The 24,413-nt window shown below is 70.3% G+C and carries 25 protein-coding genes and 1 pseudogene; 18 read left to right on the top strand and 8 right to left on the bottom strand.

The features are described 5' to 3' along the window. The first annotated feature begins 35 nt into the window (after positions 1 to 35). Positions 36 to 545: a ferritin-like domain-containing protein gene (locus EP26_RS19635; RefSeq protein WP_043341157.1), complete on the top strand. Its 510-nt coding sequence runs from the start codon at positions 36 to 38 to the stop codon at positions 543 to 545. Position 546: 1 nt separating this feature from the next. Here EP26_RS19635 and EP26_RS19630 read toward each other — a convergent pair whose 3' ends face one another. Further along, positions 547 to 1,194 carry an aspartate/glutamate racemase family protein gene (locus EP26_RS19630; RefSeq protein ID WP_043341155.1) on the bottom strand — a complete coding sequence of 216 codons (648 nt, stop codon included), beginning with the start codon at positions 1,192 to 1,194 and terminating at the stop codon, positions 547 to 549. Next, entirely contained in the window at positions 1,191 to 1,988 is a 798-nt protein-coding gene (locus EP26_RS19625; RefSeq protein ID WP_342669114.1) for an SDR family NAD(P)-dependent oxidoreductase, read from the bottom strand. Before EP26_RS19625 ends, EP26_RS19630 begins: the two co-directional genes overlap by 4 nt. A gap of 53 nt (positions 1,989 to 2,041) precedes the next feature. Between EP26_RS19625 and EP26_RS19620 the strand changes: the two genes are divergently transcribed. From EP26_RS19620 to ppdK, 6 genes are all read left to right on the top strand, one after another. Next, a complete protein-coding gene (locus EP26_RS19620) occupies positions 2,042 to 2,854 on the top strand; it encodes a S49 family peptidase (RefSeq protein WP_043341153.1) in 813 nt (270 codons plus the stop codon). 48 nt (positions 2,855 to 2,902) lie between these two features. Next, positions 2,903 to 3,787: a glycine--tRNA ligase subunit alpha gene (locus EP26_RS19615; RefSeq protein WP_043341152.1), complete on the top strand. Its 885-nt coding sequence runs from the start codon at positions 2,903 to 2,905 to the stop codon at positions 3,785 to 3,787. A gap of 38 nt (positions 3,788 to 3,825) precedes the next feature. Then, positions 3,826 to 4,086 carry a type II toxin-antitoxin system VapB family antitoxin gene (locus EP26_RS19610; RefSeq protein ID WP_043341151.1) on the top strand — a complete coding sequence of 87 codons (261 nt, stop codon included), beginning with the start codon at positions 3,826 to 3,828 and terminating at the stop codon, positions 4,084 to 4,086. Next, positions 4,083 to 4,472 (top strand): type II toxin-antitoxin system VapC family toxin, encoded by a 390-nt coding sequence (locus EP26_RS19605; protein WP_043341150.1) that lies wholly within the window; start codon positions 4,083 to 4,085, stop codon positions 4,470 to 4,472. The genes EP26_RS19610 and EP26_RS19605 overlap by 4 nt, the downstream gene beginning before the upstream one ends. A 3-nt stretch (positions 4,473 to 4,475) precedes the next feature. Beyond that, positions 4,476 to 6,629: a glycine--tRNA ligase subunit beta gene (gene glyS, locus EP26_RS19600; RefSeq protein ID WP_043341148.1), complete on the top strand. Its 2,154-nt coding sequence runs from the start codon at positions 4,476 to 4,478 to the stop codon at positions 6,627 to 6,629. Between the two features lie 74 nt (positions 6,630 to 6,703). Further along, positions 6,704 to 9,373 carry a pyruvate, phosphate dikinase gene (gene ppdK, locus EP26_RS19595; protein ID WP_043341147.1) on the top strand — a complete coding sequence of 890 codons (2,670 nt, stop codon included), beginning with the start codon at positions 6,704 to 6,706 and terminating at the stop codon, positions 9,371 to 9,373. A 37-nt stretch (positions 9,374 to 9,410) separates the two neighbouring features. Here ppdK and EP26_RS19590 read toward each other — a convergent pair whose 3' ends face one another. Continuing rightward, complete coding sequence (locus EP26_RS19590; RefSeq protein ID WP_043341145.1) at positions 9,411 to 10,121, bottom strand: serine/threonine-protein kinase; 711 nt, start codon at positions 10,119 to 10,121, stop codon at positions 9,411 to 9,413. A gap of 99 nt (positions 10,122 to 10,220) precedes the next feature. Between EP26_RS19590 and EP26_RS19585 the strand changes: the two genes are divergently transcribed. Genes EP26_RS19585 through EP26_RS19575 form a run of 3 tightly spaced genes read left to right on the top strand, consistent with a single transcriptional unit; the run spans position 10,221 to position 12,620 of the window. Beyond that, positions 10,221 to 11,093: an SDR family oxidoreductase gene (locus tag EP26_RS19585; RefSeq protein ID WP_043341144.1), complete on the top strand. Its 873-nt coding sequence runs from the start codon at positions 10,221 to 10,223 to the stop codon at positions 11,091 to 11,093. Between the two features lie 28 nt (positions 11,094 to 11,121). Next, complete coding sequence (locus EP26_RS19580; protein ID WP_043341143.1) at positions 11,122 to 11,601, top strand: GNAT family N-acetyltransferase; 480 nt, start codon at positions 11,122 to 11,124, stop codon at positions 11,599 to 11,601. A 53-nt stretch (positions 11,602 to 11,654) separates the two neighbouring features. Next, positions 11,655 to 12,620: a Bug family tripartite tricarboxylate transporter substrate binding protein gene (locus tag EP26_RS19575; protein ID WP_043341142.1), complete on the top strand. Its 966-nt coding sequence runs from the start codon at positions 11,655 to 11,657 to the stop codon at positions 12,618 to 12,620. 13 nt (positions 12,621 to 12,633) lie between these two features. Here EP26_RS19575 and EP26_RS19570 read toward each other — a convergent pair whose 3' ends face one another. Beyond that, positions 12,634 to 13,536 (bottom strand): LysR family transcriptional regulator, encoded by a 903-nt coding sequence (locus EP26_RS19570; protein ID WP_043341141.1) that lies wholly within the window; start codon positions 13,534 to 13,536, stop codon positions 12,634 to 12,636. 96 nt (positions 13,537 to 13,632) lie between these two features. On the opposite strand from EP26_RS19570, the pseudogene EP26_RS19565 reads away from it, so the two are divergent. Next, a pseudogene (locus EP26_RS19565) lies at positions 13,633 to 14,387 on the top strand (SDR family oxidoreductase). Positions 14,388 to 14,399: 12 nt separating this feature from the next. On the opposite strand, the gene EP26_RS19560 reads toward EP26_RS19565, so the two are convergent. Beyond that, positions 14,400 to 14,978, bottom strand: a complete 579-nt coding sequence (locus EP26_RS19560; RefSeq protein ID WP_043341186.1) for a YqaA family protein — start codon at positions 14,976 to 14,978, stop codon at positions 14,400 to 14,402. Positions 14,979 to 15,150: 172 nt separating this feature from the next. On the opposite strand from EP26_RS19560, the gene EP26_RS19555 reads away from it, so the two are divergent. The 4 genes from EP26_RS19555 to EP26_RS19540 all read left to right on the top strand — a co-directional run bounded on the left by EP26_RS19555 (position 15,151) and on the right by EP26_RS19540 (position 18,372). Beyond that, positions 15,151 to 16,386: an MFS transporter gene (locus EP26_RS19555; protein ID WP_043341139.1), complete on the top strand. Its 1,236-nt coding sequence runs from the start codon at positions 15,151 to 15,153 to the stop codon at positions 16,384 to 16,386. A 14-nt stretch (positions 16,387 to 16,400) separates the two neighbouring features. Next, a complete protein-coding gene (locus EP26_RS19550; RefSeq protein WP_043341138.1) occupies positions 16,401 to 16,952 on the top strand; it encodes a dihydrofolate reductase family protein in 552 nt (183 codons plus the stop codon). A gap of 241 nt (positions 16,953 to 17,193) precedes the next feature. Further along, complete coding sequence (locus EP26_RS19545; protein WP_043341136.1) at positions 17,194 to 17,529, top strand: hypothetical protein; 336 nt, start codon at positions 17,194 to 17,196, stop codon at positions 17,527 to 17,529. A 114-nt stretch (positions 17,530 to 17,643) separates the two neighbouring features. Further along, positions 17,644 to 18,372: an RraA family protein gene (locus EP26_RS19540; protein WP_052389392.1), complete on the top strand. Its 729-nt coding sequence runs from the start codon at positions 17,644 to 17,646 to the stop codon at positions 18,370 to 18,372. Between the two features lie 146 nt (positions 18,373 to 18,518). Here EP26_RS19540 and EP26_RS19535 read toward each other — a convergent pair whose 3' ends face one another. Continuing rightward, complete coding sequence (locus tag EP26_RS19535; protein ID WP_043341134.1) at positions 18,519 to 19,727, bottom strand: MFS transporter; 1,209 nt, start codon at positions 19,725 to 19,727, stop codon at positions 18,519 to 18,521. A gap of 278 nt (positions 19,728 to 20,005) precedes the next feature. Here EP26_RS19535 and EP26_RS19530 point away from each other — a divergent pair, with 278 nt between their 5' ends. Continuing rightward, positions 20,006 to 21,001, top strand: coding sequence for a catalase family peroxidase (locus EP26_RS19530; protein WP_043341132.1), 996 nt, complete (start codon positions 20,006 to 20,008; stop codon positions 20,999 to 21,001). Between the two features lie 42 nt (positions 21,002 to 21,043). Here the strand turns inward: EP26_RS19530 and EP26_RS19525 are convergent, their stop codons facing one another. Further along, entirely contained in the window at positions 21,044 to 22,024 is a 981-nt protein-coding gene (locus EP26_RS19525) for a Bug family tripartite tricarboxylate transporter substrate binding protein (protein ID WP_043341131.1), read from the bottom strand. A 206-nt stretch (positions 22,025 to 22,230) separates the two neighbouring features. Here EP26_RS19525 and EP26_RS19520 point away from each other — a divergent pair, with 206 nt between their 5' ends. Together EP26_RS19520 and EP26_RS19515 are read left to right on the top strand one after the other, a co-directional pair. Beyond that, entirely contained in the window at positions 22,231 to 22,755 is a 525-nt protein-coding gene (locus tag EP26_RS19520; protein WP_043341129.1) for an MOSC domain-containing protein, read from the top strand. Positions 22,756 to 22,869: 114 nt separating this feature from the next. Continuing rightward, a complete protein-coding gene (locus tag EP26_RS19515) occupies positions 22,870 to 24,072 on the top strand; it encodes a CaiB/BaiF CoA transferase family protein (protein ID WP_043341128.1) in 1,203 nt (400 codons plus the stop codon). Between the two features lie 56 nt (positions 24,073 to 24,128). Here EP26_RS19515 and EP26_RS19510 read toward each other — a convergent pair. Further along, positions 24,129 to 24,413, bottom strand: a 285-nt coding sequence (locus EP26_RS19510) for a transposase (RefSeq protein ID WP_043341126.1), incomplete at its 5' end; no start/stop codon positions are given.

The following is a 24,413-nucleotide window of genomic DNA, read 5'->3' as shown; positions in this document are numbered from 1 at the left end:
GCTGTTCCTTGCGCAGGAAACACAGGAGACACTCCATGGCAAGCAGCGCCCAGGACATCTACATCACCGGGCTGAAGAACGCCCATGCCCTCGAGACGCAGGCGGTTCAGCTGCTCGAGCGCCAGATCGAGCGGATCGAGAACTACCCCGAGATGGCGGCGCGTATGAAGTCGCATGTCGAGGAGAGCCGCACCCAGGCCCAGCGCCTGGAGCAGATCCTCGAGCGTCACGGCACCAGCCACTCCGCGCTGAAGGATTTCGGCACCGGGCTGATGGGCAACCTCGCCGCCATGGCGCACGCCCCGATGCAGGACGAGATCCTGAAGAACACCTTCGCCAACTACGCCTTCGAGCATTTCGAGATCGCGTCCTATCGCGCCCTTATGGAGATGGCGCAGGCGGCGGGTGACCAGGAGGGCCTCGGCCTGTTGCAGCAGAGCCTGCAGGAGGAGGTGCAGATGGCCGAGTTCGTCGGCCAGAACCTTCCGCAGACGGTCCAGCGGTACATCCAGCTCGAGACCAGCGGCCAGAAGTCCGGCATCTGAGCTAACCGGGGGCGGTGGCCAGCAGCGCCATCGCCCCCGCCGCCGCGCAGGGCTCGACCACCGGGAGCCCCGCGGCATCCTCCGCCGCGGCGACATGCCCGGCCATGCCGGTGCAGCCCAGCACGATTGCCCCCGCACCCATCGCCGCCAGCGCCCGCGCTGCCTCGCGGATGCGCGTCCGCGGCGCCTCCGGGTCGGTCAGCACCTCCATCGGCAGGTCGAGCGGAATCCATCCCGCCAGCCGCTCTTCCACCCCCATCCCCCGCAGCGCCAGCCGTTGCCGTGCTTCGCTCGCCGCGACGAAGCCGATGACGCCGAAGCGTTCCGCCCGTGTCATCGCCGCCGCAACCGCGCTGCGGAACATCCCGAGCACCGGCCGCCGCGTCACGCTCCGCACCGCTTCCAGCCCGGGGTCCGAGACGCAGGCGACCACATAGGCGGCCGCCTCCTCCCGCTCCACCAGCCGGCAGAGCGGCTCGGCGACCGAATGCCAATCCCGCCAGCTGGCGATGGCAGGCGGCCCCTCCGCCAGCCGCACCACATCGAACCGCCCGAGCGCGCCGAAGCGCTCCAGCGCCGCAGCGATCCCCTGCGTGCAGGAGACGGATGAGTTCGGGTTGATGACGAGGATGCGGTCGGCGTCGCTCACAACATCTGCCCGCCATCGACGATGACGGTCTGCCCCGTCACCCACCCGGCCAGCGGGCTCGCCAGGAACATCGCCACATTGGCGACTTCCTCCGGCGTGCCGAGCCGGCCGAAGGGGATGCTGCCGAGGATCGAGTTGTACAGTTCGGGATTGCTCGTCCGCCGCTGCTCCCAGGAGCCGCCGGGGAATTCGATCGAGCCCGGCGCCACGGCGTTCACCCGGATGCCCTTCGGCGCATACATCGCGGCCTGGGAGGTGGTGTAGTTGATCAGCAATGCCTTCACCGCCGCATAGGCTGGCGTCCGCACCGAGGGCCGGTAGCCCGAGATGGAGGAGACGTTGATGATGCTGCCGCGCCCCGCCTCGAGGAAGGGCAGGGCAGCATGCGTCGCCCGGACCGTCGCCATGACATCGACCGAGAGCCCCTGCGCCCAGTGTTCCTCGGTATCCTGCGAGCCGAAGCCGCTGGCGTTGTTCACCAGCACGTCGATGCCGCCGAGCGCCTCGGCCGCCGCGGCGACATAGCCGCGCACCGCCTCCCGGTCGCCGAGGTCGCAACCTGCCGCATGAGCCTGGACGCCATGCCCTGCGATCTCCGCCCGCGCCGCCTCCAGCGGCCCCGCGCTCCGGGCGCATATGGATACCGCCGCCCCCGCCTGCGCGAAGCCGAGCGCGATCGACCGCCCGATGCCTCGGCTGCCGCCGCAGACCACCACCCGCTTGCCTTTGAAGTCGAACATCGCCCGGCCCTCCCTGCTCGCCGGCAGGCTGGCGAAGCCGGACGCGAAGGACAACCCCCCGGCATGCGGGCTTGATACCGGCGCCGCCACGGGCATGTCTTGGCCCCATGCCCCTCTCGCTCCCCTTCCTCTCCCGCGACCCGCGCATCGCCCTCGTCCGCCTCCAGGGCGCCATCGCTGCCCGCCCTGGCCTCGGCGGCGGCCTGAACCTCGCCGGCATCGCCCCCGTCCTCGACCGCGCCTTCGCGCTGAAACGGGCGGCCGCCGTCTTCCTGGTCATCAACTCGCCCGGCGGCTCGCCGGTGCAGTCGAGCCTCATCGCCCGCCACATCCGGCGGCTGGCGGAGGAGAAGAAGCTCCCCGTCATCGCCTGCGTCGAGGATGCCGCGGCCTCCGGCGGCTACTGGATTGCCTGCGCCGCCGATGAGATCGTGGCGGACCCGGCCTCCATCCTTGGCTCCATCGGCGTCATCGCCGCCGGTTTCGGCTTCGAGAGGGCGATCCGGCGCCTCGGCATCGAGCGGCGTATGCACACCGCCGGCAGCGAGAAGAGCTTCCTCGATCCCTTTGTCCCCGAGCGCCCGGAGGATGTCGCCCGGCTCGACACCCTGCTCGGCGAGCTGCATGGCGAGTTCCGCGCCTGGGTCGAGTCCCGCCGCGGCGACCGCCTCAAGGCCCCGGTGGAGGAGCTGTTCACTGGCCGCTTCTGGCCCGGCCGCCGTGCGGTGGAACTCGGCCTCGCCGACCGCCTGGGCGATGCGGCGGAGGAGGCGCGCCGCCGCTTCGGCCCCAAGGCGAAGCTCGTCCCCTTCGGCGCCCGCCGCCCCTCCCTGCTGCGCCGCCTGCTCCCCGGCCTCTCCGCCGAGGCGCTGGTCGCCGCGGCCGAGGACCGCGCCGCTTGGGCCCGCCTCGGGCTGTGACCGGCGGCCCACTAGGTTCGCGAGCGGGGCCGTGGCAAAAGGCGCCGCATGCAGAGCCTGGCCGCACCTACCCTCCGTCAGAAGCCCCCGAGCTTCCAGGACATCATTCTTCGCCTGCACGCCTTCTGGTCGGCGCAGGGCTGCCTGATCCTGCAGCCCTATGACATGGAGGTCGGCGCCGGCACCTTCCACCCGGCGACGACGCTTCGCGCCCTCGGCCCCAAGCCCTGGAAGGCCGCCTATGTCCAGCCGAGCCGCCGCCCCTCCGACGGGCGCTATGGCGAGAACCCCAACCGGCTGCAGCACTACTACCAGTACCAGGTGATCCTGAAGCCGAGCCCGCGCGACCCGCAATCCCTACTGCTCGACGCCTACCGGGCGCTCGGGATGGACCCCAAGGTCCACGACTTCCGCTTCGTCGAGGATGACTGGGAGAGCCCGACCCTCGGCGCCTGGGGCCTCGGCTGGGAGGTCTGGTGCGACGGGATGGAGGTGACGCAGTTCACCTATTTCCAGCAGGTGGGCGGCATCCCCTGCGCCGTGCCCTGCTGCGAGCTGACCCTCGGCCTCGAGCGGCTGGCGATGTACCTCCAGGGCAAGGACAGCATCTACGACCTCGACTTCAACGACGAGGGCGTGAAGTACGGCGAGGTCTTCCTCCGCGCCGAGCGCGAGTACAGCGCCCACAATTTCGAGTTCGCGGACGTGCCGATGCTGTTCCGCCACTTCGAGGATGCGGAGAAGGAGTGCGCCGCACTGCTCGCCCAGGGCTTGGCGATGCCGGCCTACGACCAGTGCATCAAGGCCAGCCACCGCTTCAACCTGCTCGATGCCCGCGGCGCCATCAGCGTGACCGAGCGCGCCGCCTATATCGGCCGGGTGCGTGCGCTGGCGAAGGGTTGCTGCGAGGCGTGGTTGAAGGGGGAGGGGTAGGGTAGAATGTTTTTCCCCAATCTACCCTGGAGTCCCGTATGGGCCAGCTGAACATCAAGGACGAGGCGCTGATCGCCGAGGCCAAGGCGCTGGCCGAGCTGATCGGCACCAGCACCACCGAGGCTATCCGCCGTGCCGTCCACGAGCGCCTGCAACGCGAGACTGCGGCACGGGACGAGGAGCGCCAGCGGCGCTTCGAGGCCATCATGGCGATCGGCAAGGAGGCGTCGAAGCTCTTCCCGCCAGGCAGCACCAGCGACCATTCGGATTTTTATGACGAGAATGGGCTGCCGAAGTGATCGTCGATACCTCCGCCCTCATGGCGATCCTGCGCGATGAGCCGGATGCGGCGCTCTATGGCGCTGCCCTGACGACGGCGACGACGGTCGCCATCTCCGCGGCGACCCTGGTGGAAGCTACGATGGTGGCCGAAGGACGCACCGGCCAGCCGATGGAGGATAGGCTCGGCCGATTGCTGGGCCAGGCCAAGGCCGAGGTCGTCTCCTTCACCGCCGAACACGCTGCCCTGGCCGCGGATGGCTGGCGCCGTTTCGGCAAGGGCCGGCATCCGGCAGGCCTCAACCTCGGCGACTGCTTCGCCTATGCCCTCGCCAGACACCGCAATGAGCCTCTCCTTTTCAAAGGCGACGACTTCGCCAGGACCGATGTGAAAGCGGCGCTGTAACCGATGCCTGAACTCCTGATCGAGCTCTTCTCCGAGGAAATCCCGGCCCGCATGCAGGCCCGGGCCGCGGAGGACTTCGCCCGCCTGCTCCAGGTCGAGCTGCGCCCGCTGATGCCGGAGGCCCCGCGCCCGCTCTCCGGCCCCCGCCGCATCGCCCTCATCGGCGAGTTGGCCGCCCGCGCCGAGACGCCCGGCAAGGAGGAGCGCGGCCCCCGCCGCAACGCCCCGCCCCAGGCGCTGGAAGGCTTCCTCCGCAAGCACGGCGCGACCCGCGAGCAACTGCGGGAGGAGGGCGATTTCTGGGTTCTCGCCAAGCCCGGCGAGGTGACGCTGGCGGAAGACCTGCTCGCCCGCGCCGTCCCCGCCGTGCTGCGCGCCTTTCCCTGGCCGAAATCCATGCGCTGGGGCAGCAGCGACTTCGCCTGGGTCCGCCCCCTGCAGCGCGTCCTCTGCCTGTTCGACGGCCGCCCTGTCCGCTTCGCCCTCGCCCATGGCGAGGACCAGGTGCACGGCATCGCCGCCGATGACCTGACCGAGGGCCACCGCATCCTCGTCGACACCGAGCCCTTCGCCGTCGCCTCCTTCACCGAGTATGAATCCGGCCTGCGCGAGCGCTTCGTCATCGCCGACGCCGCCGAGCGCGAACGGCTGATCGAATCCGGCATCGCCGAACTCGCCGCCCGCGAGGGGCTGGAGGTCGTCCCCGACCGCGGCCTGCTCGCCGAGGTCGCTGGGCTGGTCGAATGGCCGGTGCCGCTGCTCGGCTCCATCGACGCGGCCTTCATGGACCTCCCCCCGGAGGTCATGCGCACCACCATGCGGGTGAACCAGCGCTACTTCGCGCTGCGCCACAAAGACGGCAGCGCCGCCCCGCGCTTCGCCCTGGTCGCCAACATCATCCCCGAGGATGGCGGCGCCGCCATCATCGCCGGGAATGAGCGCGTGCTGCGCGCCCGCCTCGCCGATGCCCGCTTCTTCTGGGACCAGGACCGCAAGCAGCGGCTGGAGGCGTTCCTGCCGAAGCTGGAGAACGTCGTCTTCCATGCCAAGCTTGGCACCCAGGGCGAGCGCGTTCGGCGGCTGGAGCGCCTGGCCGGCCTGATCGCCCCGCATGTCGGCGCCGACCCGGCGCTGGCGGCCCGCGCGGGCCGGCTGGCCAAGGCCGACCTGGCGACGGGCATGGTCGGCGAATTCCCCGAGGTCCAGGGCATCATGGGCCGCTACTACGCCCTGGCCGACGGCGAGGACCCGCGCCTCGCCGAGGCGATCGGCGCCCATTACCGGCCGCTCGGCCCCGGGGATGCGGTGCCCTCCGAGCCGGTCGCGGTCGCGGTGGCCCTGGCGGACAAGCTGGACCAGCTGGTCGGCTTCTTCGCGGTGGGCGAGCGGCCGACCGGCTCGGGCGACCCCTTCGCCCTCCGCCGCGCCGCGCTCGGCGTCATCCGCATGACCCGGGAGGGCGGATTGCGGCTCGGCCTCGCCGGACTGATCGGCGAGGCCTTCTTCGGCTATCCCCAGGCCACCGGCAGCACTGCCAGCCCCAAATTCGGCATGGATGTCGCCACGGAAAAGGTGAAGGCCGGCTGGCAGCCGCCGGCCGGGTCCGAGCACCCGCCCATGGTCGCCGCCTTCGCCGCGGGCCTTCTCGACTTCCTCCTCGACCGCCTCCGCGTCCAGCTCCGCGCCGAGGGCGCCCGCCACGACCTCGTCGCCGCCATCTTCGGCGCGACGCCCGATGACGATCTCGTGCGCCTGCTCGCCCGCGCCGCCGCGCTCGAGACCATGCTGGCGACGCCAGACGGCGCCAACCTCCTCGCCGCCTACAAGCGCGCCGCCAACATCCTCCGCATCGAGACGCGGAAGGACGGCCCGCATGACGGCCCGGTCGAGACTGGCCTGCTCGTCCTCCCCGCCGAGGCCGCCCTCGCCGAGGTGGTCGAGGCCCGCTCGGCCGAGGTCGCCGCCGCCCTGGCCCGGGAGGATTTCCTCTCCGCCATGGGGGCGCTCGCCGCCCTCCGCGCCCCACTCGACGCCTTCTTCGAATCCGTGGTTGTGAACGACCCGGATTCGAAACTGCGTGCTAACAGGCTGCGTTTGCTCAGCCGTCTCTGCGCCGCCATGGCGGTGGTCGCGGACTTCTCAAAAATCGAAGGTTGAATTGACGTCGGAATGGCACACTCTGCGCCACAACCGGCGTCCGCGTCGCCCCCGTCAACACAAGGAACTCGCCCGTGAGCAAGTGGGTCTACAGCTTCGGTGCCGGCCATAACGAAGGCAAGGCCGAGATGCGCAACCTGCTCGGCGGCAAGGGCGCCAACCTGGCCGAGATGGCCAGCATCGGCCTGCCCGTCCCGCCCGGCTTCACCATCACCACCGAGGTCTGCACCTACTACTACGACCACGAGAAGCAGTACCCGCCGGAGCTGAAGGACCAGGTCGCCGCCGCCCTCGCCCGCGTCGAGGAGGCGGTGGGCGTGCGCTTCGGCGACCACCGCAAGCCGCTGCTCGTCTCGGTTCGTTCGGGCGCCCGCGTCTCCATGCCGGGCATGATGGACACGGTGCTGAACCTCGGTCTCAACGACGAGACGGTGGACGGCCTCGCCGCCGCCTCCGGCGACCCGCGCTTCGCCTGGGACAGCTACCGCCGCTTCATCCAGATGTTCGGCAGCGTCGTGCTCGGCGTCGATCACCACCGCTTCGAGGAGATCATCGAGGAGGTGAAGATCAGCCGCGACGTCCACGAGGATACGCAGCTGACCGCCGAGGACTGGAAGACGGTCGTCACCGGCTACAAGGAGATGGTGGCCCAGGTCACCGGCAAGCCCTTCCCGCAGGACCCGGAGGCGCAGCTCTGGGCCGCCATCGGGGCCGTCTTCGGCTCCTGGATGAACGCCCGCGCCAACACCTACCGCCGCCTGCACGACATCCCGGCCAACTGGGGCACCGCGGTCAATGTCCAGGCCATGGTCTTCGGCAATATGGGCGAGGATTGCGCGACCGGCGTCTGCTTCACCCGCGACCCCAGCACCGGGGAGAACATCTTCTACGGCGAGTACCTCATCAACGCCCAGGGCGAGGATGTGGTGGCGGGCATCCGCACGCCGCAGCCCATGGCGCAGCTCAAGGCGAAGCCGGGCGAGCGCAGCATGGAAGTCGCCATGCCGAAGGCCTACCAGGAGCTCGTCGCCGTCCGCGCCAAGCTCGAGCAGCACTACACGGACATGCAGGACATCGAGTTCACGGTCCAGCAGAACAAGCTCTACATGCTGCAGACCCGCAACGGGAAGCGCACCGCGGCCGCCTCGCTGAAGATCGCCGTCGACATGGCGCGCGAGGGGTTGATCGACCAGACCGAGGCCATCAAGCGCGTCAATCCCTCGGCGCTCGACCAGCTGCTGCATCCGACGCTCGACCCGAAGGCGCCGCGCAAGCTGCTCGCCAAGGGTCTGCCGGCAAGCCCCGGTGCCGCCAGCGGCGCCGTCGTCTTCTCGGCCGATGAGGCGGAGGCCCGCGCGGCCAAGGGCGAGGCCGTCATCCTTGTCCGCATCGAGACGAGCCCGGAGGACATCCACGGCATGCACGCCGCGCGAGGCATCCTGACCACGCGCGGCGGCATGACCAGCCACGCGGCGGTAGTCGCCCGCGGCATGGGCCGGCCCTGCGTCGCCGGCGCCGGCGGCGTCACGGTCGACTATTCCTCACAGATGCTGATGGCCGGCGGCCAGACCATCCGCGGCGGCGAGACCATCACCCTCGACGGCGCGACGGGCGAGATCTTCATCGGCTCTGTCGCCATGGTGGAGCCGCAGCTCTCCGGCGACTTCGCCACGTTGATGCAATGGGCCGACACCGTGCGCCGCCTCAAGGTCCGCGCCAATGCGGAGACGCCGCTCGATGCCGACACGGCACGCAAATTCGGCGCCGAGGGCATCGGCCTCTGCCGGACGGAGCACATGTTCTTCGACCCGCAGCGCATCGGCGCGGTGCGGCAGATGATCATGTCGGAGACGGAGGGGGGCCGGCGCGAGGCGCTCTCCCGCCTGCTGCCCTTCCAGCGCGCCGACTTTATCGAGCTGTTCCGCATCATGGCCGGGCTGCCGGTGACGATCCGCCTGCTCGACCCGCCGCTGCACGAGTTCCTGCCGCACAGCGCGTCGGAGATCGCCGATGTGGCTGTCTCCCTCGGCACCGACCCGGCGACGATGCAGCGGCGCGCGGCCGACCTCTCCGAGGCCAACCCAATGCTCGGCCACCGCGGCTGCCGGCTCGGCATCTCCTACCCCGAGATCTACGAAATGCAGGCCCGCGCCATCTTCGAGGCCGCCGTGGCGACGGCCAAGGAGACGGGTGCGGCGCCGGTGCCGGAGATCATGATCCCCCTCGTCGCCACCCGCCGCGAGCTGGAGATCACCCGCGCGCAGGTCGACAAGGTGGCGAAGGAGGTCTTCGCCGAGACCGGCCAGACGATCGAGTACTATGTCGGCACGATGATCGAGCTGCCGCGCGCCGCGCTCACGGCCGACAAGATCGCCGAGGTCGCCGACTTCTTCAGCTTCGGCACCAACGACCTGACGCAGACGACCTTCGGCCTCTCGCGCGACGATGCCGGCAAGTTCCTTCCCCTCTATGTCGAGAAGGGCATCCTGCCGAAGGACCCCTTCGTCTCCATCGACCCGGAGGGTGTTGGCGCGCTGGTGAAGATCGCCAAGGAGAAGGGCAGGGGGGTGAAGGACGACCTCAAGCTCGGCATCTGCGGCGAGCATGGCGGCGACCCGGCCTCGATCCAGTTCTGCGAGGAAGCCGGCCTCGACTACGTCTCCTGCTCCCCCTACCGCGTCCCCGTGGCGCGGCTGGCGGCGGCGCAGGCGGCGCTCTCCGGCGGCGGCGACCGCACGGCCTGAGCCAACAGCCGATTGGGGGGAGCGCCGCTCCCCTCGGTCACCCGTTGCGCGTGCTGCCCTCCCGACTGGCGAGGCCGTAGGGCAGCGACGCGAAGCCCCTGAGCCTGCCCTCCACCGCCGCGAAGGCGCTGCGCTCGGCCTGGCTCAGCGGCGCATCGGGCGTGTTCGTCCGGTGCGCCAGGTAGCGCGCCACGCTGCCCGCCCCGCGCCGATGCGCCGCCGCGACCAGCCCCGCCTCGGTTAGCGGCACCGCCTGCCCGTCGAGCCCCGTCACGCTGCCGCCTGCCCGCGCCAGGCTGCCGTTGCGGTCGAGCTGCTGCTCCGCCCGCCGCAGATAGGCCGCCATCGCCGCCTCCTGCGCCGGGGCGGTCGCCAGGAAATCCGCCTCCGACCGGACGCCGTGCCGCGCCGCCAGCGCCGTCCACTGCCCGCCGGCATCCTGCCAGCCGAGGTCGCGCAGCGACAGCGGGGTTATCTGGTAGCGCCCGAGCGCCCCCGAACTCGCATTCCGTGCCCCCAGCCCCTGGTCGGGCGCGCGGGCGCTGCTCTCGGCCAGGGCGATGCGGGCGCGGAAGGCATTCTCCGCCATTCGCGGTGCCGGGGCCGGGGAGGGCAGACGAGCCGGTGGCCCCGCGCCCTCCATGGCGCGCGCCATCGCCTGCTTGAAGGCATCCGCCTTCGGCGGGCGCTGCGGCTTGCCGCCCGGCCCGGCGAGGCCGCCCTGGGAGATGCCTTGGGTCCTGTCCATCGCCCGCAGCCTAGCCCCGCAGAGCTTAACCGACCGTTCCACTCCCCATGGGGCAACCCCGCCCCGCCCTCCCCGTTGGCCGGGAAACGGAGGACCTTCATGCCCGACGACAAGCAGACCCCCCAACCGCCGCAGCGCCAGGACCGCCAGCCCGGCCTCACCACCGAGATGACGCCCCGCCCGCAGGACCGGATGGAGCACTGGCGCGCCAGCGGCAAGCTCACCGGCAAGACCGCGCTGGTGACCGGCGGCGATTCCGGCATCGGCCGCGCCGTCGCCATCGGCTTCGCCAAGGAGGGCGCCGATGTCGCCATCCTCTACAAGGACGAGCACGAGGACGCCGAGGAGACGAAGCGCCTGATCGAAGCCGAGGGCCGCCGCTGCACCGCCATCGCCGGCGACATCGGCGAGCGGGAGTTCGTCCACCGCGCCGTGGCCGAGGCCGCGCAGGCGCTGGGCGGCCGCATCGACATCCTGGTGAACAACGCCGCCGAGCAGCACATCTGCAAGAACTTCGCTGAGATTCCGGAGGACCAGGTGGAGCGCACCTTCCGCACCAACATCCTCGGCATGTTCTGGGTGACGCGGGCGGCGCTGGCGCACATGCCGGCGGGCGGCGCCATCGTGAACTCCACCTCCGTCACCGCCTACAAGGGCAGCCCGGGGCTGATCGACTATGCCAGCACCAAGGGCGCCATCCTCGCCTTCACCCGCAGCCTGTCGCAGCAGCTCTACCCCTCGAGGCAGATCCGGGTGAACGCCGTGGCGCCGGGGCCCATCTGGACGCCGCTGATCCCGGCCAGCTTCGACGAGGAAAGTGTTGCGAAGCACGGACAGTCCGCCGAGATGGGCCGCCCCGGCCAGCCGGACGAATGCGCCCCGAGCTACATCTTCCTCGCCGCCGAGAGCGACAGCAGCTACATCAACGGCCAGGTGCTGCACCCAAATGGCGGCACGGTAGTGAACGGGTAGGGGCGCGCGGCCAGCCCCAACCCTCGGCATGGCGGCCGAGATCCGCCACGCCCGGGCCGAGGACCTGCCGGCTCTCCTGGCCTTGTACCGCCACTTGAACCCGGCCGATCCGACGCCCGCGGCCGAGCTGGCAGTGGCGGCTTGGCAGGCGATGGTGGCCCAGCCCGGCCTCACCGTCTTCCTCGCCGAACAGTCCGGCGAGCCCGTCGCCACCTGCACCCTGATCCCGGTGCCGAACTTGACGTGCGGCACCCGGTCCTACGTCTTTATCGAGAATGTCGTGACCCATGCGGCGCATCGCCGCCAGGGCCAGGGCCATGGCCCTGCCGTGCTGGAGGCGGCGCTCGCCGCCGCCTGGGCGGGCGGCTGCTACAAAGCGGTGCTGCTGACCGGATCGAAGGAGGAGTCGACCTTCCGCTTCTACGAATCCGCCGGCTTCCGTCGTGGCGAGAAGACCGGCCTGATCGCCCGCCCCACCGGCATCGTTGCCACGCCGCCGCCGGCATGATCCGATCCACCCCGGTCGCCGCGCCATAAGCGGACACCGGGAGGATCGACACTATGCAAAGACGCGCCCTCATCGGCGGCCTGGCCGGCCTGCCGCTCGCCGCCCCGGGCCTCGCCCTGGCCCAGTCCGGTTTCCCCGACCGCCCGCTCGCCATGGTGCTGGCCTTCCCGGCCGGCGGCGGCACGGATGTCGCGGCCCGCCCCCTGGCCCGGATCATGGAGAAGTATCTCGGCCAGCCCGTGGTGGTCACCAACCGCCCCGGCGCCTCGGGCGAGATCGGCTTCACCGAACTCGCCCGCAGCAAGCCGGACGGCTACACGATCGGCTTCATCAACACGCCGACCATCGTCACCATCCCGCTCGAGCGGCCGCAGGCGCGCTTCCGCCTCGACGACTTTGCCCCGATCCTCAACATCGTGGACGATCCCGGCGCCATCTGGGTGCGGCCTGACAGCCCGCTGCGCAATGTCGCCGACCTGGTGGAGGAGGCCCGGCGCCGCCCCGGCCAGATCAGCTACGGCACCTCCGGCATCGGCTCCGACGACCATCTCGCGGTGCTGGCACTGGAGCGCGTCACCGGCACCAAATTCCTCCATGTCCCCTTCGCCGGCGGCGCTCCCGTCCGCACCGCGACGCTCTCGAAGCAGATCGACCTCGCCGTGACCAATATCGGCGAGGCGATCGGCGATTTCCGCCAGGGCCTGTTCCGCCCACTCGGCCAGATGGGCACCACGCGCTGGCCGGTGATGGCCGATGTGCCGACCTTCCGCGAACAGGGCTTCGACGTGGTCGAGGGCTCGATGCGCGGCCTCGCTGCCCCGGCCGGCCTGCCCCGTCCGGTGCTCGACCGGCTGGTGGACGCCGCCCGCCGCGCGGCCGAGGACCCGGAATGGCAGGCCACCGCCACCCAGCTCGCCCTGCCGCTCCGCCTGCTCGGCCCCGACGAGTATCGCGGCGAGCTGGTGGCGATGCAGGCCCAGTACGAAAAGCTTTGGGCTGCGCATCCCTGGAGGGAATGAGCCGGGCGCCCGCTCAGCCCGGAGCGGACAGGCGGTCGGCCAGGAAGGCGGCCAGCGCCTCGACCTTGGCCGGCCGGCGCCGCCCGGTCGGCGTGACGAAGTAGAGCCCGCCCAGGGCCATCCGCCAGCCGGGCAGCACCACCTCCATCCGCCCCGCCGCCAGATGCTCCGCCACGACGAAATCCGGCACCTCGGCGATGCCGAGGCCATCCAGCACGGTCGGCACGAGCGCATCCACATTGGTCACTCGCAAGGGGCCGGTGGGAATGACGGCGACCTCCTCGCCATCCGGTCCGAGGAAGCGCCAAGCATCGCCCCGGGCCCGATAGGCGTAGCCGAGGCAGCGATGCGCCGCGAGCTCCCTTGGGTGCTGCGGCCGCCCATGCCGGGCGAGATAGCCGGGCGAGGCCACCACCAGCCGCGCCACCGGGCAGAGCCGCCGCGCCACCAGCGCGGAATCCTCCAGCACCGCGATCCTGAGCGCCGCATCGAACCCCTCCCCGACCAGGTCCACGGCGGCATCGCCGAGATGCAGGTCGAGGGCGATGTCCGGGTAGCGCCGCAGGAAGTCCGGCAGGATCGGCGCCACCCGGCGCAGCCCGAAGGACATCGGCACGGTCAGCCGGACCAAGCCGCGCGGCTGGCTCGCCAGCTCGCGCCCGGCTGCCTCCGCCTCCTCCGCCTCGGACAGCGCCCGTGCCGCCCGCTCGGCTACGATGCGGCCGAGATCCGTCAGCGCCAGGCGGCGGGAGCTTCGGTTGAACACCCGGCCGCCCAGCCGCGCCTCCAGCCGCGATACCGCGCGGGAGACGGTCGCCACCGAAAGGCCGAGCGAGCGCGCCGCGGCGGCGAAGGACCCTTGCTCGGCCAGCCGGGCAACCATCGCCAGCCCCTCGAAATCCGGCAGCCTCGACATCGACAATCCTGCAAGGATGGCTTTCGATCCTTTCTATTTTGGCAGGATCGCCCTGGCCACATCTTTCTCCTGTCCCATTGAGCAGGAGTTGCAGACATGGCCCGCAAGCTCGAAGGCAAGATCGCCGTCGTCACCGGCGGCACCAGCGGCATCGGCCTCGCCACCGCCCGGCAATTCGCCGAGGAGGGGGCCCAGGTCTTCGTCACCGGCCGGCGCGAGGCGGAGCTCTCCTCCGCGGTCGCCGCAATCGGCCCCAACGCCACCGGCATCCGGGCCGATTCCGCCAGCCTCGCTGATCTCGACCGGCTCTATGCCCGGGTGAAGGTCGAAGCCGGGCGCATCGACGTGCTCTTCGCCAATGCCGGCGGCGGCTCCTTCATGCCGCTCGGCTCGATCACCGAGGAGCAGGTCGACGACACCTTCAGCCGCAACGTGAAGGGCGTCCTCTTCACCGTGCAGAAGGCGCTGCCCCTGCTGGTGGACGGCGCCTCGGTCATCCTCGCCGGCTCGACGCGGCCAGCACCGGCACGCCCGGCTTCAGCGTCTATGGTGCGTCCAAGGCCGCGATCCGTGCCTTCGCCCGCAATTGGATCCTCGACCTGAAGGAGCATCGCATCCGGGTGAACGTCATCGCCCCCGGCCCGACCCGCACCCCCGGACTGGTGGGCCTTGCCGGCGACGATGCCGCCGCGCAGCAGGGCCTGCTCGACCAGCTCGCTTCCCTCATCCCGCTCGGCCGCGTCGGCGAGGCGGAGGAACTGGCGCGGGCCGCGCTGTTCCTCGCCTCCGACGATTCCAGCTTCGTCAACGGCACCGAATTCTTCGTCGACGGTGGCCAGGCCCAGATCTGAGGCGGGTGGCGCTCAGAGGAACTTGAGCGCCACGAACCCCAGCACGATCCCGGCGGCGGCGCCGGTCGTCACCAGCGTCAGCCGCCGCTCGATGAAGTCGCGGATCGGCGGCCCGTAGCGCCGCAGCAGGAAGGCGAGCAGGAAGAACCGCGCCCCCCGTGTGAGAATGCTCGCCAGCACGAAGATGACGAAGTTGAACTGCGCTGCGCCGGAGGCGATGGTGACGATCTTGTAGGGGATCGGCGTCAACCCTTTGATGAGAATGACGAGCGCCCCCCAGCGGTCGTACCAATCCTGGAATGTCTCCATCGCATTGGCATGGCCATAGGCGCGCAGCACCGGCACGGCCAGCGCATCGAACAGCCAGAAGCCGATCGCATAGCCGAGGACGCCGCCCAGCACGGAGGCGATGGTGCAGATGGCGGCATAGCGATAGGCCAGCTCCGGCCGGGCGATGCACATCGGGATCAGCATCGCATCCGGCGGGATGGGGAAGAAGCTGCTCTCCGCGAAGCTGACGCCTGCCAGATAGGTCGGCGCCCGGCGGTGCCCCGCCAGCGCCAGGACACGATCGTAGAGGGCTCGCAGCATCATCCATTCCCAGAGAATTCCGGCTGGCCTTCGCACTTCCCGGGCCTGCGCGCAATTCACGGGATGGCGGACCCACCCTACAAGCATGTGCGCCGGGTGGAGCCATGCGTCTTGCGCATTTGCTCTGCTCGGTCCCGCAATGCTCTCATGCCGGCGACCGAGAGGAAGACCCATGTCCGTATCGACCCGGCTATCCGTCGCCCTGCTGCTCGGCTGCGGCGTTGTCACCGCCGCCCTGGCCATGGGCCTCCGCCAGAGCCTCGGTCTCTTCCTCGCACCGATGACGACGGCCCAGGGCTGGGGCGCCAGCGGCTTCGCCTTCGCCATCGCCCTCCAGGTGCTGTGCAACGGCATCACCCAGCCGATCTGGGGCCAGGTGGCGGACCGCATCGGCGGCCGCCGCGTCATCATGATCGGCGCCGTGCTGCAGGCCGTGGCCCTCACCGGCATGGCCTTCTCGACCAGCCTTTTCTGGTTCACCTTCTTCGCCGGGGTGGTGATGGGCTGCGCCGTCTCCGCCGCCGGGATGCCCGTCATCATGGCGAGCCTGACCCGCCTGCTGCCGGAGAGCCTGCGCGGCCGCGCCACCGGCCTCGGCACCGCCGGCTCCTCCTTCGGCCAGTTCCTCGTGGTTCCCATCGTCGCCTTGGGCCTGCACGCCGCCGGCTGGCAATGGGCGCTGCTCGCCATCGCCGCCGTCTCCCTGCTGATGATCCCGCTCGCCCTGCCGCTGAACGATCAGGCGGCGAAGCCCGTCCCCGGCGCCGCACCGGAGGAACGCGCCACCGTCGCCCTCCGCCGCGCGCTGCGCGACCCGACCTTCTGGTTCCTCTCCTTCGGCTTCTTCGTCTGCGGCCTGCATGTGAGCTTCATGGCCGTCCACCTGCCGGGCTTCGTCGCCAGCTGCCACCTGCCGCTCGGCGTCGGCGCCGCGGCCATCAGCCTGATCGGCCTGTTCAACATCGCCGGCTCGCTCATCGCCGGCGAGCTCTCCGGCCGCTGGCGGCGGCGGGAACTGCTGGTGATCATCTATGCCGCCCGTGGCGTGCTGATCGGCGGCTTCATGCTGGTCGAGAAGACGACGGCGAGCGTCCTCGTCTTCTCGGCGATCATGGGGCTGCTCTGGCTCTCGACCGTGCCGCCGACCGTGGCCCTCTGCGCCCGCAACTACGGCACGCGCTGGCTGGCGACGATCTTCGGCCTGGTCTTCCTCGGCCACCAGGTCGGCGGCTTCACCGGCGCCTGGCTCGGCGGCGTGGTCTTCGACCTCGACGGCAGCTACGACCGCATGTGGCTGCTGGCCACCATCGCCGCCTTCGCCGGCGCCGGCTTCTCCGCCCTCTGCCGCGACGGCGCGCCGGCCCCGACGGCGCCCGCGCGGCCGATCGGGCGCGTGGCGGAGGCGTGAGAAGCACGGCGCACATGGCTGGCACGATCTGGCATTGCCACATCGCCGTCTCCCTCGATGGCAAGATCGCCCGCCCGGATGGATCCGTCGACGACTGGCTGGCCGCGGACTATCCGGCCGAGGATTTCGGTTTCGAGGCCTTCTTCGCCGGCGTAGACGCGATCCTCATGGGGCGGGGCACCTATGATGCGATACGGCGCTTCGGCGACTGGCCCTATCCCGGCAAGCCCACCATCGTCCTGACCAGCCGCCCGCTGGAGGATGCGCCGCCGGGCGTCGAGGCCCGCGCCAAGGGCCCGGCCGCCATCGCCGCCGAGTTGGAAGCCCGCGGATGCCGCCGCGTCTGGGTCGAGGGCGGCGGCCAGCTCATCCGCTCCATGATCGCGATCGGCAAGCTCGACCGGCTCGAGATGGCCGTGATCCCGGTCATCCTGGGCGACGGCATCCCGCTCTTCCCGCCGGGTACCGGCGAGCTCAGGCTTCGTCTGCTTCACTGCGAGACCAAGGCGAAGGGTGCGCTGCATCTGGTCTATGAGCGGCTGAACCGCCCCACCACCTGCACCTAGAACATCTGGCAGAACCAGCTCCTGCCGGGCGTCTTCCCTGCACGGCTGGCGGTGCGGGCCTCGAACCGCCTCCCGCATCCGTTCGGCAGGCTTCGCCCCACTCGACCCGCAGCGCGCGGGTCAGGAGCTGGAGACGGAGGTCCGCCACCGCCTGGGCAAGGCCAGCGCTTCTGCCACTCCCGGCAACTCCCGCATGGGGTTATGGCTTTCCCCTGGCTTCGGGGCAGGGGAGGGAGGGTGAATGCGGGCGACCGATGCGGCGAAGCTGGCGCGGATTCTTGGTCTGCTCGGCTCCGACCAGGCCGGCGAGCGCGCCGCCGCGGCCGAGGCGGCGCACCGCATGGTCTCCCGCCTCGGCCTCCGCTGGGAGGACATTCTCGCCCCGCCGCCCAAGGCCCCACGTCTTGTGCCCTCTCCCTCGCCCTCGCATGACGCGCTGGATGCCGCCCAATCCCGCCTCCGCCAATCGATGCGGGAGAATGCCGACCTCCGCCGCCGTATCACCCAGCTTCAGCGCCGGATCGAGGTGCTGCACCAGCAGATGCCGCCACCCCCGCCGGAGCAAGACGCGGAATAGGATGTCCGTATCTCCCTGGCCGGCGGCACGATCCGCCGCGAGGGCTCGCGGCGGGGCTGGACGAGCGGCGCCCCGCTGGCGACCATGCGCGCACAACCCAGGGAGAGCGCCAGCATGACGGCCAGCAAGGACGAGATCTTCGCCGGACTGCGCAAGATCGACACGCCGACCATCACCAACGTGGTGGCGACCTATCCGAAGAACCCGCTCTGCCTGGGTCTCTACAATCCGTGGACCGAGAACTGGTACACCGACACCTCGATCCGCTGCATCTACCCGGAGATGGGGCCGGTCATCGGCCACGCCGTCACCTGCGTCTACGGCATGCCGGACCCGAACTACAGCGGCAGGCTCAGCTTCATGGACGTGATCGACGCGCTCGATGCCATGCCGAAGCCGACCATCCTGGTCATCCAGCAGAAATGGCCACCGGAGCTGATGGCGAAGGCGGGGCTTGCCGGCGAGATTATGGTCACCTCCATGATGTCGGTCGGCTGCATCGGCCTGCTCTCGAATGGGCCCTCGCGCGACGTCGACGCGATCCGCAAGCTCGATTTCCAACTGCTCCTCGGCGGTGTCACGGCCGGGCATGGCGAGATGGCGGTGCAGGCGGTGAACGTGCCGGTTTCGGTCGGCGGCATGGATGTCGCGCCGGGCGAGTTGATCCACATGGACGAGAACGGCGCCGTGAAATTCCCCGCCGACCGCGCCGCACAGGTGCTTCAGAATGCCGAGACGATGCTGGCCGGCGAGGCCGAGCACCTGGCACGGCTGCGGGCCGCGAAGACGGCGGCCGAGGTGCGGGCGGCTGGCGGCGCCTATTCCGCCAAGCCGAAGGCCTGACGCCATCCGGCGGCCGGCAGCCCTGGCAGGTGGACGGCGGCGCGAGGATGCCGTCCATTGGACACGATCTCCCCTGGCTGGGATCGCCGTCGACACGCCAGGGCATGATCGACGCCTCCGGCCGTTCCGCCTTCGCCAATCACGCTCTACGCCGGTTTGAGCCGTTGATGTCCCATCCGGGGAAGGGGCGGAAAGGCGAGGGCGATCGCCACCGCCCCGAATCCTATCGCCAGGGAGCTGAGGTGCATCCCGGCATAGCTGCCGAAGCGGTCGAAGATCCAGCCACCAAGGGTCGGTCCTGCCGCCATGCCGACGCAGGACACCATGGTAGCGGCGCCGAACACCGTGCCCATGATGCGTGGACCGAAGTAGTCACGCGCAAGCACTGCATAGAGCGGCATCACGCCGCCATAGGCGAGGCCGAAGGCCGCGGCGACGGCATAGAACCCGCCGAGGCTGCTGGTCGGGAGGAAGGCGCCGATCGCCAGCGCCTGCAGCAGCAGGCCTCCGATCAGTACGGGCTTGGCCCCGTGCCGGTCGGCGAGCACGCCCAGGAGCAGGCGCCCGCCCAGCCCCGCCAGACCCTGCAGGCTGTAGACGCTGACCGCGGCGGCCGCGGAAAGCCCGCAAACCATCGCATAGCTGACGACGTGGAAGATCGGCCCGGCATGCGCAAGGCAGCAGGCGAAGAAGGTCGCCGCGAGCACCACGAATTGCCGGGAGCGAAGGGCCTCGCGGGCAGTGAAGTCCCTTCCTTTCGCCGTGGCTGCCGCGCCGGTGCCGAGGGTCGCGGCCGGCGGGCGGCGCAGCATCAGCGCGGCCGGCAGCAGGACCGCCCAGGCGACGAGCCCGATGACGAGTTGCGAGCTGCGCCAGTGATGGTTGGAGAGCAGCCATTGGGCGAAGGGCGCGACGGTCACGGGCGCCATGCCCAGTCCGGCGGAGACGAGGGAGACGGCAAGCGCCCGCTGCCGTTCGAACCACGCGCTGGCCGTCGCCATCATCGGCGCGAAGAAGGCGCCGACCGCAGTGCCCAGGAACAGGCCATAGGCGAGCTGGAAGGCCAGCAGGCTCGTCGCCTGGCTAGCCAGAACCAGCCCGGCGCCCAGGAACAGCCCGCCAACGATGCCGACGATCCGTGGCCCGTGGCGGTCGCTGATCCAGCCCCAACCGAAGCCGCCAACCCCCATGGCCAGGAAGGCGATCGTCATCGAGGCGGAAATGCCGGCGCGCGACCAGCCGGTATCGGTTGCAATGGGATCGAGGAGGACGGCGAGGGAGAACAGCGACCCCATGCCGATGCAGCCCATCAGCGCCCCGACGGCGACGATGACCCAGCCATAGTGTCGTTCCATTGGCGTTTCTCCCCGCGCGGACCCTGCCGACCGGCCCAGGTCCTGCTGCAGTCCGCATCGTCCCAGATCGGCGCCGCGAAGCAAACTCCCGTCCCGCAAGCGAACCGTCGCCGGCGAGGAGCCGGGTGGATGTGAAGATGGCGCCGCGATTCTCCGGCCCGGATGCCTCGCCGCCGCGTGCGGTGCCAACGCGGCGGGCCGCCCCTTTGAACGTCTCGTTGCGAGGACTGCCGCGCTCCCACATCATGCCATGGCGAATTGCCAAAGGAGGAAGGCTGATGCCCATGTCCCGTCGTACCGCTCCGGTCGTAGTCCTCCTCCTCGGCCTCGGGGTTGCCGTTCCGGCGGAGGCCCAGACGCCGACCCCGACGCAAGTGATCGAAGCCTTCGAAGGGGTGCAGGGCCCGATCCGGACGCATCGTCCGAGCCACCCCAAGGGTACCTGCGCCTCGGGGTTCTTCGAGGGCACGGCCGAGGGGGCGCGGCTGTCGGTCTCGCCGACCTTCGGCGGGCAACGCATTCCGACGATCATCCGCTTCGCCGTCGGCGGTGGTCCCGCCGCCGCCGATACCAGCCGCAGCACCCGTGGCCTCTCGATCCGCTTCCAAGTGCCCGGCGGCACGCCCTGGGACATGGCGAACATCTCCGTCCCCATCTTCGGAGCGCCCACCCCGGAAGCATTGGTCGAGGGCCTTCGCGTGCGCAGGCCCGACCCGGCGACCGGGCGGCCGGACCAGGCGGCAATCGACGCCTTCATCGCCGCGAACCCGAAGACCACGCTGCAAGGAAGGTGGCTCGCCGCCAATGCGCCGCCGGCGAGTTGGGCGACGACACCCTATTGGGGGGTCAACACCTTCCGCTTCCGTGGCGCCGATGGCGAGGTCCGCCCGGTACGCTGGGTGTTCGAGCCCGTGGCCGGGACGCAGCGCCTCAGCGAGGAGCAGATGCGCAGCCTGCCGGCCAACTTCCTGGCCGATGAACTACGTGGCCGGGTCGCCCAGGCGCCCGTCACCTTCGACATGGTGCTGATCTTCCCGCAGGCTGGCGACGACCTGAACGACCCGACCACCGCATGGCCCGACGATCGGCCACGCGCGACCGTAGGCCGGCTGACGGTCACCGAGGTCGCATCCGGCCCGGGCGGCGCCTGCGACCGGATCAGCTTCCTGGCGCTGGCCAATCCGCCAGGGGTCGAGTTCAGCGACGACCCGACGCTCCGTGCCCGGCCGGCGCCTTACGCGGTGTCGCTCTCGAAGCGGACACGGCCGCAATGACGCCGGGCGGGAACTCGCCGTGCCTTCGGCTTTCCGAACCCGTCAGTCGATCGACAGGTTCAGCCGGGTGACCATCCGCTGCTCGTACCCGGCGCGTTCGCGCGCGAATGCGGTATAGTCGGCAGGGCCGAGATACTCGTTCGGCATGTCGTTGGTGGCCATGAACTCCTGCACGCGCGGATGGAACTGCGTCTTGCGGAAGGCCTGGTGCAGGGTCTCGACCAACTCGGGGTCCATGCCCTTCGGCCCGGCGATGCCATAGGGTGAAGTCACCACCATGCCGTAGCCGAGCTCGAGCAGCGTCGGCGCATTGGGAAAGCTGCGCAGCCGCTCCTTCGTCCAGACCGCGAGCAGCCGCAACTGTCCCGTCTCGACGACAGGGGCCCAGGAGTTGGAGTTGGCGATGCAATCCAGCTGCCGGGCCAGCACCGCGGTGATGTTCTCCGAGGTGCCGCGATACGGCACATGCACCATCTGCACGCCCTCCTTCTCGCAAAGCTCTTCCATGGCCAGATGATTGGAGGTCGCGATGCCGGAGGTGCCGTAGGTGAGGCGGCCGGGTTGCCGGCGCGCTTCGGCGAACATGTCGGCCAGCGTGTTCCAGCCCGAAGCCGGATGCACCACATGGCCGAAGACGAAGCCGGTTTGCTGCATGATGTAGGTGAAGTCGTTCACCGGATCCCAGCTGGGCCGCTTCGTCAGGAAGGGATGGCGGATCACCGACAGGTGGTGATGCGCGATGGTGTAGCCGTCGGGCTTCGCCTGGGTGAGCAGGAACTGGGCGGCCAGCGTGCCGCGGGCGCCGGGGCGGTTCTCGATGATCAGCGACTGGCCGGTATCCTGCTGGAACAGCTCGGCCTGCAGGCGGATGAAGGCATCGAGCGTGCCGCCGGGTGCCCATGGAATCAGGAACCGCACCGGCCGATTGGGAAAGCGCTCCTGGCCGATAGCCGGACATGCAAGCACCGTCGCGGCAAGCACGCTGCCGAGCGCAGAGCGCCGGCCGATGGAGACCGTGTTCATGGATCTTGTCCTCCCAGCAAGGCCGCCTTCTTGTCGTCCGGACTTTGCCAAACGCCATGTTTGCTCAGGGCGGCTTGCCGAACAATACCACAGCTGCTTCCGTGGCCTTGGGAGCCCAGGCGCGTGAATGACGCAGCACGCATTGTCCGCCCTGTGCTGGCCTGACGGGACGCCAGGACGACCATTCCTGCTCGAGGATGAGGGCCATGAGCGGCCGGCACGGCGACACCTTCCCTCCATCCTCTCCTCTCGCACGCCTGCTCGATGCCCCGATGGCGGCTGGGCGGCTGGTCTGGATCGGCCTGCGCCCCGCACGGCGGGCAGCGATGGCTGCCGTCGCCGAGGCGCGGCTCGAACCCGGACAGGGCCTGGAAGGCGACCGCTGGCGCGGTGCCGCAGACGGGCCGAGGCAGGTGACACTGATCGCCCGGGAGCATCTGGCCGCCATCGCCAGCTTTCTCGGCCGGCCCGCCGTGGCGCCGCACCAGCTCCGGCGCAACCTGGTGATCGCCGGCCTCAACCTGACCGCCCTGAAAGGGCAGCGGTTCCGCATCGGCGACGCTCTGCTGGAATGGAGCGGGGAGTGCCATCCGTGCTCGCGGATGGAGGAGGAATTCGGCCCCGGCGGCTACAATGCCGTTCGCGGTCATGGCGGGATCACGGCACGAGTTGTCGAAGCGGGCACCATCAGGCTCGGGGACGACGTCACGCGGCAGCGACGCGATCGATGAGCGTAACCCGCCCAAGGCGGCAGGCCGGTGCAAGGACGCCCTGCCCAATTCTCGGCGATTGCCGCCCCGGCCCGTTCCGCCGCAGCATGGCGACAGGAATGGGAGGTGCCACAGATGAGCGGACTCTTCGCGGGCCTCAGGGTGATCGACGCGGCCTCCTATATCGCCGGGCCCTCGGCAACCACGATCCTGGGCGACTTCGGCGCCAGCGTCATCAAGCTTGAGCCACCCGGCGGCGACGCCTACCGCGCCTTGGCAACCGCTCCTGGTCAGCCGCAGAGCGGCACCGACTACCCCTGGATGCTCGACAACCGGGGCAAGCGCGGCCTCACGCTCGACCTCAAGCGCGCGGAGGCGCAGGCGGTGCTGCATCGGCTGATCGCTTCTGCCGATGTCTTCGTGACCAATGCGGTGCCGAGGCTGCGGGGCGGCCTCGGCATCGGACCCGACACCCTGGCGGCGCTGAACCCACGGCTGATCTATGCAGCCCTCACCGCCTATGGCGAGACCGGGCCGGAGGCGGACAAGACCGGCTTCGACGCGACCGCCTACTGGGCCCGCAGCGGCCTGATGGACCTCGTCAGGCCTGATGCCGGGGCTCCTCCCGCCCGCTCGGTGGCGGGCATGGGCGACCACCCGGCCGGCCTCGCCCTCTACGGCGCCATCGTGACGGCGCTCTACCGTCGGGAGCGCACGGGCCAGGGCGGGTTCGTGCACGCCTCGTTGCTCGATGTCGGCCTCTGGTCCAACAGCTTCATGGTGCAGGCGGCACTGGACGGGGCGCGCTTCGTTCCCCGGCCGCCCCGCGACCAGGCGCCGAATGCCCTGGTCAACCTCTACCGGGCCGGCTGCGGCCGCTGGTTCCTGCTCGCCCTGCTCAATGAAGCGCGGCAATGGCCGGCGCTGCTGGAGGCCCTCGGCCAACCGGCCTGGGGCGAGGATCAGCGCTTCGCCAGCCCGCCCCTGCGCCGGACGCATGCGCCGGCCTTGATTGCCGCGCTGGACGCCGCCTTCGCCACCCGAAGCCTGACGGAGTGGCGGCCAGTATTGGATGCCGCCAACCTGACCTTCGACGCCGTGGCGACCACCGACGAGGCAGCGGCGGCAGACCAACCACGCGCGACCGGCGCCATCCGCCGCAGCTCGGCGGGCCGCTGGACGGTGGACAGCCCGTTGCACATCGCGGGCGAGGCCAAGTCGCCGGCCATGCCTCCGCCGGGCCTGGGGGAGGATGAGGCTGCGATCCTGTCGGAGCACGGCTACACCCCGGCGGAGATCGAGGCCTTGCGCGAGGCCGGCGCCTTCGGCCGGCCATAGCCGCCCATCCGGCCGTGTGTCTTCGCGCCGGCGCTTCTAATACCAAATCCCACTGATCAGAACCGATACGCCCAATCGCGCAGTCCGATGGACATGATAGTCCAGGGCTGCTCGACGAGGCGGTTCCAGGCGCGACAGCAATGGTCGACGATGTCGTCGTGGCAGCGGAAGACGCGGTTGGAGAGCCAGTTGTCCCGCATGAACTGCCAGGTGTTCTCGACCGGGTTGAGCTCAGGGCACTTGGGCGGCAGCGGGATGAGGGTGATGTTCGGCGGTACCTCGAGCCTGTCCGATAGGTGCCATCCGGCTTGGTCGAGCAGCAACACGGCATGCGCATTCGG

The organism is Belnapia moabensis DSM 16746, from assembly GCF_000745835.1.
Lineage (GTDB): Bacteria > Pseudomonadota > Alphaproteobacteria > Acetobacterales > Acetobacteraceae > Belnapia > Belnapia moabensis.
Note: the sequence above shows the minus strand (reverse complement) of the source record. Positions and strands in the feature narration are given on the sequence as shown.